Origin of the sequence: Streptomyces iconiensis (assembly GCF_028657195.3) — a bacterium.
GTDB classification, from domain to species: domain Bacteria; phylum Actinomycetota; class Actinomycetes; order Streptomycetales; family Streptomycetaceae; genus Streptomyces; species Streptomyces iconiensis.
The window spans coordinates 106,514-119,715 of record NZ_JANCPR020000022.1 but is presented as its reverse complement, the minus strand read 5'-3'; the positions used below and the strand labels follow the sequence as shown (position 1 = coordinate 119,715).

At 69.0% G+C, this 13,202-nt stretch carries 9 protein-coding genes and 2 pseudogenes; 8 read left to right on the top strand and 3 right to left on the bottom strand.

Features of this window, described 5'->3' with window-relative positions:
* The first annotated feature begins 39 nt into the window (after nucleotides 1-39).
* From NMN56_RS22460 to NMN56_RS22445, 4 genes are all read left to right on the top strand, one after another.
* Nucleotides 40-1,014 carry a LacI family DNA-binding transcriptional regulator gene (locus NMN56_RS22460; protein ID WP_274041081.1) on the top strand — a complete coding sequence of 325 codons (975 nt, stop codon included), beginning with the start codon at nucleotides 40-42 and terminating at the stop codon, nucleotides 1,012-1,014.
* 128 nt (nucleotides 1,015-1,142) lie between these two features.
* Nucleotides 1,143-4,658, top strand: coding sequence for a glycoside hydrolase family 38 N-terminal domain-containing protein (locus NMN56_RS22455; RefSeq protein WP_274040916.1), 3,516 nt, complete (start codon nucleotides 1,143-1,145; stop codon nucleotides 4,656-4,658).
* Between the two features lie 116 nt (nucleotides 4,659-4,774).
* Nucleotides 4,775-5,410 carry an asparagine synthase C-terminal domain-containing protein gene (locus tag NMN56_RS22450; RefSeq protein WP_280842675.1) on the top strand — a complete coding sequence of 212 codons (636 nt, stop codon included), beginning with the start codon at nucleotides 4,775-4,777 and terminating at the stop codon, nucleotides 5,408-5,410.
* A gap of 244 nt (nucleotides 5,411-5,654) precedes the next feature.
* Nucleotides 5,655-6,185 (top strand): hypothetical protein, encoded by a 531-nt coding sequence (locus tag NMN56_RS22445; RefSeq protein WP_274040918.1) that lies wholly within the window; start codon nucleotides 5,655-5,657, stop codon nucleotides 6,183-6,185.
* A 1,659-nt stretch (nucleotides 6,186-7,844) separates the two neighbouring features.
* Here NMN56_RS22445 and NMN56_RS22440 read toward each other — a convergent pair.
* A pseudogene (locus NMN56_RS22440) lies at nucleotides 7,845-8,060 on the bottom strand (non-canonical purine NTP pyrophosphatase); the annotation flags it as partial.
* Nucleotides 8,061-8,444: 384 nt separating this feature from the next.
* Here NMN56_RS22440 and NMN56_RS22435 point away from each other — a divergent pair.
* Entirely contained in the window at nucleotides 8,445-8,972 is a 528-nt protein-coding gene (locus NMN56_RS22435; protein ID WP_274040920.1) for a hypothetical protein, read from the top strand.
* Between the two features lie 86 nt (nucleotides 8,973-9,058).
* Here NMN56_RS22435 and NMN56_RS22430 read toward each other — a convergent pair whose 3' ends face one another.
* Nucleotides 9,059-9,445 (bottom strand): hypothetical protein, encoded by a 387-nt coding sequence (locus NMN56_RS22430; RefSeq protein ID WP_274040921.1) that lies wholly within the window; start codon nucleotides 9,443-9,445, stop codon nucleotides 9,059-9,061.
* Nucleotides 9,446-10,047: 602 nt separating this feature from the next.
* Between NMN56_RS22430 and NMN56_RS22425 the strand changes: the two genes are divergently transcribed.
* The 3 genes and pseudogenes from NMN56_RS22425 to NMN56_RS22415 all read left to right on the top strand — a co-directional run.
* Nucleotides 10,048-10,452, top strand: a complete 405-nt coding sequence (locus tag NMN56_RS22425) for a hypothetical protein (RefSeq protein ID WP_274040922.1) — start codon at nucleotides 10,048-10,050, stop codon at nucleotides 10,450-10,452.
* A gap of 350 nt (nucleotides 10,453-10,802) precedes the next feature.
* Nucleotides 10,803-11,507 carry a TMEM175 family protein gene (locus tag NMN56_RS22420; RefSeq protein WP_274040923.1) on the top strand — a complete coding sequence of 235 codons (705 nt, stop codon included), beginning with the start codon at nucleotides 10,803-10,805 and terminating at the stop codon, nucleotides 11,505-11,507.
* Between the two features lie 272 nt (nucleotides 11,508-11,779).
* Nucleotides 11,780-11,935 (top strand): annotated as a pseudogene (locus tag NMN56_RS22415) (ISKra4 family transposase); the annotation flags it as partial.
* Between the two features lie 602 nt (nucleotides 11,936-12,537).
* Here NMN56_RS22415 and NMN56_RS22410 read toward each other — a convergent pair.
* Nucleotides 12,538-13,152 (bottom strand): TetR/AcrR family transcriptional regulator, encoded by a 615-nt coding sequence (locus NMN56_RS22410; protein ID WP_274040925.1) that lies wholly within the window; start codon nucleotides 13,150-13,152, stop codon nucleotides 12,538-12,540.
* Nucleotides 13,153-13,202: the final 50 nt, after the last annotated feature.

The window sequence follows — 13,202 nt, the reverse complement described above, 5'->3', positions numbered from 1 at the left end:
GACAACGTGTCCAGCAGCCGAGCCGGTGGCACTCCCACCATGCGGGATGTCGCCCAGCTCGCGCGGGTGAGCGCCATGACGGTGTCCCGGGTACTCAAGGACGACCCGGGCGTCAGCGGCGCCACCCGCAAGCGCGTACTGACGGCCGTCAAGGAACTCGGCTACCGGCGCAACGAGACCGCGCGCAGCCTCCGGCTCGGGGGCAGCGGCATGATCGGGCTGGTGGTCACCAACCTCGCCAACCCGTTCTATTCGCGTCTGGCGCTGGGCGTCCAGGAAGTGGCGGCCGAGCAGGGCATGCGCGTGCTGCTGAGCAACACCGCCGAGCAGACGGACCGCGAGCGCGACCTCGTCGAGGACCTCGCGTCCCACCGGGTCGAGGGGATGATCGTGGTGCCGGCGGGAAGCCGTCAGGAGCACCTCGCCCAGACCATGACCAGCATGCCGATGGTCCTGGCCGCCCGCCCCCCGGCAGGCATCGACACGGACTGTGTTCTCGTCGACGACTTCGACGGCGCCCGCGAGGCCACCGCACAGCTCCTCGCCGACGGCCACCGGGACCTCGGATTCCTCGGCAACCCCCCGGCGCTCTACACCGGAGCGGAACGGTTCCGCGGCTTCTGGGCAGCCCACGAGGAACTCGGCCTGGAACCCGACGAGCACCGGGTCCGGCGCGGTCTGGTCGACATCGCCACAGCGGAAGCGGCAGCCAAGGACGTGCTGGGCGGGCCTTCGGCACCCACCGCGCTGTTCTGCACCAACAACAGAATCACCCAGGGCGCGGTCCGCGCGGTCCGCCGCCTGGGGCTGCAGACCGCCCTGGCGGGCTTCGACAACTTCGAACTCGCCGACGTACTCGGACTCCCGCTGACCATCGTGTCCTACGACGCCGACGAAATCGGCCGCCAGGCCACCCGCCTGCTCATCGACCGCATCAAGAACGGCACGGAGAACCAGCAGCCGACCCGCCGTGTCGTGGTGCCGACAACCGTCATCCGGTACGGCGCGCTCTGAACCGCACGGCCCTCAACTCGCGCGCGGCGCCCGTCCACCGGGGCCCCGCGTCCGCTCCGCCGTTCGCCCGCGACCACGCACCCGCGTAGCCGGCTCCGGCCGCCACCCGCTTCCAGGAGGCACCCACCATGACGTCCGACCGTTGCCTGTGGCAGCTGACTCCCGCGCCGCACCCCGGCCCCTGGCCACTGACGGACGGCGTGCCCACCGTGCACGTCGAGACCGCCCGGCCCGGCGCGGCCTGGCCTGACGTGCACCCCGGCATCCACGACGCCGACGGCGGCCACAGCGCGCACCGCATCGTCACCGCGTTCACGGTCGAGCGGTCCGAGGACACCGTTCTGCACCTGGAATACGCCGCGGAGCGCGGGCCCTGCCCCGATCTCAAGGTGTCCCTGGACGGTCGGCACCACTCCGTCCACCACCTCGCCGTGGAACGCGCCGACCGCACCAGGACCGGGGAGCCGGGCCCGGTCGCCGGCCATGGCACGCTCCGCGTGGAGCTGCCCGCACAGTGGCTGGCCCCCGGACGCCACGAGCTGTCCGTCACCACCGTCCTGGACGAGGCAGCCGCCACCGGCGCCCCGCGCCCGCCGTCCGCCGGGACGGCACACCACCCCGGCGAACAACTGCCCCTCCCCCGCACGCAGTACGGCAAGTGGTTCGGTTCCTACCTGCGCTGGAACGCCGTACGTCTGGAACCGGCCGCAGGCCCGCCGCGCCGCGACCTCGCATGGACCCTGCGGTCCACACCCCTCTACTTGCACGGCGAGCCTGAACCTGTCCCGCTGGTCGAACTCACGGCGGACGTCCCGGCGGGCGCGACCCTTCCCGGCGGCCTCTTCCTTGAGTACAGCGGCCACCGCTTGGCCGTGCCGGACGCTCCGGGAGACCGGGACTTCGGCATGACCCGCTGGCGGCTTCCCGCCCCCGGGTTCACGGAGCGCAGCGAGTTCACCGTCCGCGCGAACGAAGAGACGGTGCACCGCGCGGACCTCACCCCGGCACGCCGCTGGACCCTGCATCTGATCCCCCACGTGCACCTCGACCTCGGCTTCACCGACACCCAGGCCAAGGCCATGGAGCTGCACTGCCGCAACATCGACAAGGCCCTCGACCGACAGGCGCAGGACCCCGCGTTCCGCTTCAGCGTCGACGGGGCCGTCGTTGTCCGTGAGTACCTGCGCACCCGCTCGCCCCAGCGCCGCACCCGCCTGCGCGAGGCCGTCGCCGCCGGCACCCTCGGCGTCAACGCCTTCCACAGCAATCTGCTGACAGGCATCACCCACCTCGAAGAGCTGCGCCGCGCCCTCGACTTCGGCCTGACGCTCCCGCCGGGCCCTGGCGCCGTACCGCGCTACGCCAACATCACCGACGTGCCGACCTGGACCGGAGTCCTGCCCTCCGTGCTGCGCACCGCGGGTGTGGACGGCTTCGTCGGAATGTCCAACCACCACAGGGCGGCGACCGAGGACAGCGACGAGGTGCACCTGGCCTCTCCCGTGCGGTGGCGGGCCCCCGACGGGAGCGAGGTACTGGCCCACTTCGCCGACCACTACTCGCAGCTGCGGTTCATCGCCGCCGATCCCCAGTCGGTGGCCGGCGCGGTGAACGGCCTGGAACGCTATGTGGAGCGCTACGAACGCCCTGACTACCTGCCCTCGGACCTCGCGCTCATCGGCACCCACGCCGACAACGAAGACCTCGGCGACGGCGACGCCGGCTTCGCGGAGCGCTGGAACGCGGCCTTCGCCCATCCCCGCATACGGATCTCCACGTTCGCCGACTACCTGGGCGCGGTCGCGCCGCTGCGGGAGCGGCTGCCGGTGCACCGCGCGGAGGGCGGCAGCTTCTGGGAGGACGGCCCCGCCTCCTCAGCAGCGGACGCCGCCGCCTACCGGCAGGCCCAGGTACTCCTCCCCGTCGCCGAACAGCTCGCCGCCTCCGTACAACTGCTGGACGAGGGCTACCGGCCGCACCGCGAAGCCCTGGACCGTGCCTGGGACGGACTCATCACCGGTGGGGAGCACACCTGGAACTGGGCGCGTGCCACCGCGCATCCGCACGCGCCGCAGATAGCCGACCAGCTCCACTGGAAGCGGCGGGCCATCGACGACGCCGCCCGGATCTCCCTCGACGAGAGCCGTCGCGCACTGAGCCAGCTCGCTGAGGCGACGGGTGCGGACGGCCCTTGCCTCCTGGTGCACAACCCTCACCCCTGGCCGGCGGAGCTGACCGCCGAGGCGGACCTGCCCGAAGGAGTCGCGCCCCTGGATGCCGAAGGCCGGCCGGTGCCGTTCGAAGTCCTGAGCGACTGCGCCGGAATGCTCCGGGTACGCCTCGTCCTCGACGAGATGCCCGCTCTCGGCTACCGCCGCCTGCCCCTGACGGACGGCGTCGGCACCGTGCCCGCCGGAGAAGCGCCCGCTGCCGCACAGCCCGCCGGAGCGGAGGCCCCCCGGGGGCCGGCCCACGACCAGGGCCCCGAGGAACGGACGCCCGTGCAGCCCGTCCCCACCGGGGAGACGGTGACCAGCGAGGCGTGGGAGGTACGGCTGCGCGCCGCGGACGGCCTCCCCGTGGGTCTGCGGCACCGCCCATCAGGACGCGAACTCCTCGACAGCGGAGCCCCGTTCGCGCTCGGTGAGCTGGTGCGCCTGACCGCTGCCGGAGCGGCGGACAGCGCGGCCCATGACCGTACGCCGATCCGCCAGCTGGATTCCCGCTACCACCAGGGCGCCCCCACCCGCCTCGTCGAGGAACAGCCCTCGATGCGGCTTCTGGGCGCCCGCAGCACACCGGACGGCGTGCGGCTGCGCTGGGCCGGCGAGGGTGCGGGCCTCAGCGACATCGCCCTGGAACTGCTGCTGCGGGACGGTAAGGAGACCTGCGAGCTGACCGTCGAGCTGACCAAACTGCCGGTCCTGGACATGGAGTCGGTCTCCGTCGCCTTCCCGTTCCTGGTGGACGAGCCGACCGTTCGCTACGACAGGCAACTGGGCTGGGTGGAGCCGCGCGCCGATCACGGACCGGGCTCCTCCAACGAGTGGCTGTCGGCGACCTCCGCCGTCACCGTCACGGCCCCCGACGGCCCGGGAGTGATCTGGTCGGCCCCGGACAGCGCCCTGTTCTCCTCCTCCGACCTGGTACGCGGCACCTGGCCCCGGCGGTTCTCCGAGACCAGCGGGCATCTCTACGCCTACGTGATGAACAACTTCTGGCCGTGCAACACGCCACCGGCGCAGCCGGGCCCTGTGCGGTTCCGTTACGTCTTCGCGCCTGTCCCGCGGCACACGCCCGAAGCCGCCTCCCGGTTCGGAGCCGAGTCCCGCCTCGGCGCCCTGGCGCACGAGGTGACCCTGCTGGACCACTTCCCTGAAGGCCGCGCTCCGCGCTTCGCGGAGGGCTCCCTGCTGAACCTGGGCTCCCTGTCCGACTGCCGGGTGACGCTGTACTCCTCCGGGGAAGGCCGCCTCACCCTGAGCCTGGTGAATCTCCGGGCCGACGACAACGACATCGCTCTCCGGCTCCCGGACGGATACCGGCCCCTGGCCACCGGCGCTCCTCAGCCCGACAACACCGGCACCCTGCGCATCCGACTGCCCCGGTTCAGCCTGACGGAGCTCCCCCTGACGCCGGCCTGACCACCCGTCTGCCGGCGGAGGCGCCGGTGCCCGCGCCAGGACATCGTTCAGCGCTGGGATTCCCGGCCCGGCTGCATCACCATGGCGGGCTTCGGGCAGACGAGTTCGGCTGGCCGGTGAGCCCTATCGTCTACGGAGCCGAGTTCTTCGAAGCCATCGACGTCATGGACACCTGCGTCGGCTACTTCGCCTTCCGGCTGGCGAAACGCCACGGGTTCAAGCTCGCGCTGTGCGGTGAAGGCAGTGACGAAGTAATGGCCGGCTACGACCTGTTCAGGACGCACAAGGACCCGAGCGACCTGATGCGATACCGCGTACGCAACCTGCACCGCACAGACCTTCAGCGAGTGGACAGGTCGAGCATGATGCATTCGATCGAGACCCGTGTCCCGTTCATGGACCGTCATCTGCTGGAATTCACTTACGCGGTACCGATGAGCCTGAAGCTCAGGAACGGCCAGGAGAAATGGCTGCTGCGGCAGGCATTCCGCGACCAGTTGCCCGGTTACCTCATCAACCGGCCAAAGGTCCGCATGCCCGACGGTAGCGGCCTGAAGACCACCCTCGTGAACTACGCCAGGCAACAGGACGACATCGCCCCCGACCTAGGAAAAGAGCTGGATATCGACACTCCCGAGGGCGCTTTCTTCTTGCAGAAGTACCTGGAAGCCGGCTTCCGCGTGCCCAGCGAACGCTTCAAACGACGCGGCTACGACTACTCCGACAACGGCTACTTCGAGTTCGTCTCATGAACGCCCACCACCGGAGCCAACGTCCACGCCCGGAACCCCCTGCGGCAGGGCCTGACCGCCCCTCGGGGCAGGGAAGAGACCCTCGCTGGTCGCGTTCCAGCCGGGCGGCGTGAGTGCCAACGTGAGACCTCAAGCCGGAGCGCACAAAGTCTTCGAGGCACGCTGCGCCCGGTGGCCCGCCTGCTCCGTGCCCCGCCACGACTGCTCCCTGTGGCAATGGCTGTATGAGCCATATGGTGTGGCGATGGGTCTGTTCCGTCTGCTGCGTCTGCCAGGTTTCAAGGAAGAGGTGAAGCATCCCGCAGAGGGTGTACAACCACGCTCCGCAGAAGACGTGAAGGCCGCTCTGTCCGGCCTCAACGGTCCGGACGTTCCCTGGGCCGTACGCGACGGCACCCCCGAGCACGCCGACCTCGTGGCGGAATGGCGCCTCGCGGAGCCGGCCTTCCGGCACCTTTTCAGCCTGAGCCAGCTGACCCGCACGCTGAGGATCCGGGTGCGTCTCTTCCCGGAAGAGCGCGAGGTCCGTGCCATAGAGGAACAGTGGGAGGTCACCTGGTACGGGGACCCACCCCGAATGAAGATCGGCCATCAGGCAAGCCGGGGCCCCGGGAGGTCCTGGTCCAAGGACTGGGCCGTCGAGCGAGGCCCCGATGGCCGTCGCCGACTGCGGGAGTCCTTCAGCTTCGACAGCGGGGACATGAAACGGCCCATACGAAACGCCGTCCTCGAACAAGGATGGACTTGGCGCAGTTTGCTGTCCGAGGATTTCTGACCAACAGCAATGCGCCAACGCACCTGCCAGAAGCCGTGGTTGTCCGGGGACGCGGCACCGTTGACCGAGACCGCCGGCGAGAATCGTCATACCTCAGAACGCCCCACTCGGCATTCCGGCGGAGTGCCACCACGTCCGCACATAAGAAACCCTCCGACCTGCCCCGAAGCAGGCCAGAGGTTCCCGTTCGAACAACTCACACGTTGAAGCGGAACGTCCACGGCGCCGCAGTCACCTGCGAAAACGCGCCAACATCGGACGCCGACCAGCGTGGAACCAGCAACCGTCGGTCGTTGGAGCGAAGTTCCTCCGCGTCCGGGAAGCCACCGGTGAACGGACACCGGCGAGTTGGTGCGACCTTCGGCCGGATATCCGCACACTACAGAGCTGGCGTCGTTACGGACCGCGCTGAATTCGAGTCGCCGCGCCGCTGCACCGCCCCCGTCCTCGCCCACCAGACGGCATCCAGCATTCAACATCAGTAGCGAGTAGCCGTAAGCGTTCCGAACCCGAGCACACAGCACTGACACACACCGGCGATACAGTCACCCCATGCACTCCGACCCAAGCTCCGGACCCGCCACAGGCCAGGCAAAGAGACGGCAAATCGCCTACTAAACCCCAGGTCGCGAAGTGTTCGCCCTACCAGCGTGGGGGTGCTCCGTACCAATCGGCGTCGTTGACCTCCTCGTCATAGTTCGCCCCACCAGCGTGGGGGTGCTCCGCCGTGCACGAACTTTGTGAACGGCTCGTCACTGTTTGCCCCACCAGCGTGGGGTGCTCCGCCGGGCCCAGCCTCGAATCCCCGATCGCACGGGTTCGCCCCACCCGCGCGGGGATCGTCCCGCTCGCAGTCGGGGCATCATGTTGATCTCCTGGTCGGCCCCGCACGCGCGGGGATCGTCCGAACCGGCCGCCACAGAAGACCTCCGAGGAGATGTCGGCCCCGCACGCGCACCGAAGTCGGCAGAGCCGGACCACACTGGAGGCAACGAGGGATGGTTGCCCTAATATGCGTCAATTTTTAGAACTCACTGCAGGTGAACTAGGTCATATAACGACGCGCCTGCCGGGTTCGAGTCCCCCCCTCGCGCACTGCGGATCCTCTGGTCCCGGCGGAGACGGCCCCTCACACGGGTACGGACGTCACGTACACCGTCACGCGCTCCGGTCGGTCCGTCCCGTCGAGGGTGATGGCGTGGCCGGGCACGGGGGTGCGGGTGCCGGTGGACGCCGGTCAGGTACTTCTTGCCTCTTGTGCCTCCGGGCCGCTGAGGTGGCCGTCATGGCAGCGCTGCCCGGCGCTGCGGCACAGCGAGGTGAGGCCGCCGCGCGTAAGAAGGCGCGGCCGGACATCCAACTCCCCCTCTCCGATGGGGTAGTTAGGGCGCAGGCACGGGTGACCGATACGCGGGAGACCTGACAGGCCAGGTCGGGCGCCGCGCGAGACGGCACCCGGCACCCGGCACCGGTGCCACGGAACGCTCCACTCCGGTAGGGAGCGCCACCGAGCTGTTCGGCGTTGCCGTGCATGCCGGGAACCGATGACGCGTACTCGGACACCAACTACGTTCTCGCCGGGGCACAAGGAGCGAGAGGCTCACGGGATGTCGGCTCGGGGACAGGGCCCGGCATCCGGAACGTCCGGCCGAGGCGGGGTCAGCGCAGGTCCAGCAGCTCCCGTACGGCGGGCACCAGGGCGCGGAACGCCTTGCCGCGGTGGCTGATCGCGTTCTTCTCCCCGGCGGTCAGCTCGGCGCAGGTCCGGGTCTCCCCCTCGGGCTGGAGGATCGCGTCGTAACCGAAGCCGCCGTTGCCCGAGGGCGCGCGCCGGAGGGTGCCGCGCAGCCGGCCGTTGACCACACGCTCGGCGCCCTTTACTCACCATGAGCAGGCTGAGAGAGGTCAGTCCTCCGGCAGCAGCGCCACCAGCGCCTGCAACACGCAGGCGACGCTGTCGCTCGTCGAGGTACAGCAGAATCGCCCCGAACTCGGCTACGAAAGCAGCACCTGCCCTTCCAACCCACTCATGCCAGATCAACGGATTACCGAGCGAAGAGCCACGAGTTAAAGATCTGCAAGCCCTAAGCGGCGCTGAGCCTCACCTCACGTGCCTCCGACGGGATAGCGCACCCGGCGTTGAGCCCGGCATCACGCGATCCCATAGGTCTCCTCAATCACGACGCTCCCGCTGACGTCACACGTTCCCGGGTGCTTCCCATCTGCGTCGCGCCCCGCCATTGCGACAACCTGATCCAGGTGCACCACGCGCACGGCAAGAACAAGCGAGGGTTCCGGACGAAGGAGCCATCTCTCAACCGGGCTGTCGTCGTGCTGGCTGTCGCGAGTTGGCAAGCCGTCATGCAAGATCTCGTCCGGGCATGCATCGACTTGTCCAAACCATCAGATGACGGCCCGTTGCCGCCAGGGGCTTACGGACTGCTCAGGGGGCGCCTACTGGATGAGGTCAACAACTTCGGCACCCCGAACGCGGAGAACACCCGGAAGCTTCTGGTGGCCGTTGGCCACGATTCATGGCCCTACTGGACCTGGAGGCAGGCGTGGGGGAAGGCGGGTCCCCGGACGGTCACACCCGCACAAGCCAGGGCCCAGATCAGCGAGTGGCTCGCGATCAGACACGCCATCGCTCACGGCGACCAGTCCCTGGCGGCGAAGTCGGTGCTGGAAGCTGTCGGTGGCCAGTTCCGATTCCCCGCTCGCGGCCACTTGGCGGGGAGCTATCTGGCCGCGGATTTCACAGGCTGTCATCTCGACTCGATCGTGTGACGCGAGAACGCGAGCGAGCGCAAACCGGGCTGACGCCGCAGGGAGCAGTCCGGACAGCGGCGACACACTCTGCGGGAGGCGAGACCCTATGCAGGTCGGCCTCCGGCACGTTCCCACTGCGCCTCGTCCCATTCGACATATTCGAGCTGAACGCCACCAGGCAGCTTGGCGGTCAGGTTCCTCCCGGTGGGAACGGCCTGCGGGCCACGCACGATCTGTGCTCCCGTCTGGTTGAGACGTACTTGACACTCATCGAGGTCGTCCACGATCAGCGTCGCCGCCGTGGCCGTGTACGGCTCTAGTGCCCGCTCGTCCCCCGCCACTACCAGGACTTGGCCGACGGCGGCCAGCTCCAGGCCGTTCGGCATCGTGAAGCGACTGGTGATCGGCTCATCGGTAACGGTGCTGAGCGGTGCCAGCACCGCATCCAGCTCGGTGGCGTAGACGCGGGCGTAGGTACGAAAAATGCGCATGCTTACCAGCAAGGCATGATGAGCCGTGACTATTCCGCTCGCCACCCGCGACGAGGACGCAAGTCAGCGTTGGCCCCGCGTCGCTCCTCAATGATCTGCCGAGAAGCGGGGGCAGAAGCGCGCGATGCGTGGACCCCAGGCCATGTCGACCGCCACCGAGAGTTACGTTCTTAACTGGCCGTACGTGGGGAATTCCTGCTGGCCGCTGTCAGGAAGCCGTTCGGAACGCGAAGAATCCTCCGCAGACCCCGGACTGCGGCTGACCGATGCGGAGCGATGCCTGAAACTCTTCCGCCGTCTGGCGCACGCAACGGGCTGGAGCCTCGCAGCACACCTCCAGGTCGCACCACCGACTGTGTGGCAAAGCAAGCCGTGACGACCGGCGAGACCTGAAGCCCAGGTCTTCCTCTGCCCCACAGCAACCCGCCGCCTGGGCACCACGCTCGGCTACATATCCTCGATGCCTCGTACGGTCTCGCGCTGGGCCACCGGGGAACTCACCGGCCGAACGGTATCCCAGAAGTGTGGGAGGGCCGGGCGGCTGCCCGGATGCCTACCCTCGGTCCGGAAACGGAAGGCAGAGGCACAGGAGGTATCGCGGCATGTCTCCGTCCATGCTCACCCTCGGGCTTGATCCCGCGCTGGTGGACGACGCGCCCTCGTCGCGGGCGGCGTTCCCGGAGGTCGACGCCGAAGTGGTCCGGGCCGGCGTGGCCGCCGGGCGGGCCCGGCTCGGGGAGCTCGGCTTCACTCTCGACGTCTGCCTGCTCGACTACGGCCGCACGGCCGAGGCGGTCTACCGCGCCGCGCTGTCCGGGAAGGACTACGACATCGTGGTGATCGGCGCCGGCGTCCGGCTGGACCCCGCGCTGACCCCGCTTTTCGAGGTCCTGGTCGACACCACCCGCGAACTGGCACCCGGCGCGAAGCTCTGTTTCAACGTGAGCCCATCGACAACCGCCGAGGCCGTCCGGCGGTGGTGGCCCGAACGCAAGCCACTGGTCTAGCACGTCATCCGGACTTACCCGTCAGTGCTGGTCCAAGGCTTGAGTGTGGAGAAATGGCGGGGGAGGGTCGGGGCGGTCTTTGCCGGGCGGCCCGCGAACGTATGGCCGCGCTGCTCGTAGTGGCAACGCATCGGGCAGCCCTTACCGGCGGAGGACGTCCGGCAGCTCCTCCATGCCGCCGCCTCCTGCCGCGCCGCGACAAGACGGCCCTGTGTGCAGGACCAGCGGCCCCGTCAATGTCCCGCTGTCGCCATGAGTAGAGTCTGCGCGGATCGTTGTAACGTACATGATTATCAGAGTCCGGTAGCGACGGCAGGCGCGGCGGGCATGACAAGGAAAGGTGCACACGCATGGGTACCAGTGGCGTCATCGACGACGAGACCGGGACGGGAGGGGCCGACCCGGCGGAGTCCTCGGGTCCGTCGGACAGGATCGAGGGGGGCGTCCCGGGGGAGCGCTTGGTGCTCTTCACCGACGCGGTGACCGCGATCTCCATCACCCTGCTGATCCTTCCGCTGGTGGACCTCGTCCCGGAAGTCGCGTCCGCTCACGAGGGCTCCAGCGAGGTGATCACCGGTCACCTCAGCCAGATCTGGAGCTTCCTGCTCAGCTTCGCGGTCATCGCGAGCATCTGGCGGGAGCACCACCGGGCCTTCTCGTCGGTCACGATGCTCACCCGCTCCCTGACGGCATGGAACATGGGATGGTTGCTCTCCGTCGTCGTGCTCCCCCTCCCGACGGAGATGATCGGTGCCTTCGGCGGCCACGACCGGTTCGTGGGGATGTTCTACTACTCGACCCTCCTGGCCAGCATGGTGTGCCGGCTGGCGATGCTGAGGATCCTGAAAACCACCCCGGGGCTGGTTGAGGGGGACAGCGCAGGGGGCCGCCGGAGGATCGAGGATTTGTATACCGAGAGCTACCTCAACGTCCTCGCCGTGGCCATCGCACTGGTCATCGCGCTCGCCGTACCCGTCCTGCAGTACTACAGCCTGCTGCTGCTCGCCGTCCTGCCGAGGCTGGAGCGTCTCCGACGCCGGCGCGCCGCCCGCTGACCACTGGAGCGGCCAGCGCCCGGACACCCGACTGAGCCCTGGGGACTGGCGCTCCGCAGCCCGGGGATGCGGCGGGCACGAGGCACGCGGTGAGGCCGGGCAGGACGCCACCTGCCCGGCCTCACCGCTACCCGCGCCCCGGTCCTCGATCAGCTTCGCCGACACCTGCGAGCGGACAACCCCGTCACCGGCGCCGGAGTCGGGCACCGGCAGGTCCAGGAACTCGCCCTCGACGCCGCCGCGGACTTCGACGCCTTCTACGACGTCCTCGTGCCGTGTTCGACCAGGCCGAGCACCGCGACCCAGGACACCGCCGCACCTGGGTCGTCCTCGTCGACGGAGCCCGCCACCAGATCGACCTCATCAAGGCCGAAGCGGAGCAGCGCGGCGCGGACATCCACATCATCGTCGACCTGATCCACGTACTCGGAATCCACGTACTCGGAGCGTCGGCGAAGCCGCCGAATTCGACACCCGCATCCCCCACGCCCTGACCAGCGCCGCCCACGACGCGGCAGCCGAAGTCCTGGCCCTGTACTCCACCAGCGGCGAACAGCTCCACGTCCACCAGTGCTCATCACGGACGCGTCCTGCGTTTGCGGCTGACGCGGCGCCCCGGCTGAGCCAGTGGCGGTCACCCGATCCGCCGACGGCTTATCGGACCGCACCAACCAACCAACTTGACATTTCAGCAAGTATGTTTGCCGATACAGACAGGTGCGGGCAGGCTGCATCCAGAAGGTGCTGGCTCACAAGCCAAAGTCGGCACCTTTCGGACCTGGCCGTGTTCCCTCATTCGCCGGGAACCTATCCGGCTTGAGCGGCACGTCGGAAGCCCTATTGATCAGAAACTCATGGGGTTCTCGTTCAGGGCGTGACGAGATGTGCCGCGGCGTACACGAATCCGCGTCCCGTCGGCCTCGGGGCCGTGACCCGAATCGTCGAGCAGGCCTGGGCGGGGTCGGTGCCGACCGATCGGACCCGGGACGGCGTGGTGGGTCGCCCGCGCTGAGCGGCAGGTGGACCGCGTTCAGGGCCGGGGGGCGAGCGCGTCCTCCAGCGCCGCCCGCGCGCCGCGCAGGGCGAGACGGATCTGGTCCGGTGCACGGCGGACTTGGGCCAGCAGGAGGCCGCCTTGGATTGCGGCCATGGTGAGGTCGGCCAGCTCCGTCACGTCGGCGTCCGGGCGCAGCTCGCCCGACTCCTGCATCCGGCGCAGGCCCGCGATGAGGGGGGCCTCCCAGCGCGCGAAGGCGTCCACGAACGCCTGTCGGGTGAGGTCGTCCCGGCCGCTCAGCTGGCCGGCCAACGAACCGATCGCGCAGCCGCCCACCGCGTCCTGCCGCGTCCCGTTGGCCACGATCGCGTCGAACCAGCGGTCGATGTCGGCCAGCGAGTCGACCTCCAGGAGCAGCGGTTCCTGCGCGGCCAACACCGTGTCCACGGTGGAATGAACCACGGAGCGGACGAGGTCGTCCCGGTCGTCGAAGTAGTGGTAGAGCTGGCTGCGGCCGACCCCCGCGGCGCGTTCGACATCGTCCAGCGTCACCGCCGCGACGCCGCGCCGCTGGATGAGGTCTGCTGCCGAATCGAGGATGCGCTCTCGGGTCGCGCGACCCCGTGCGGTGGTCGGTGTGTGTCCCATGCCCCTCCTCCATGTTCCGTACCTCACGGTACACAGATTTTTGTACTCGC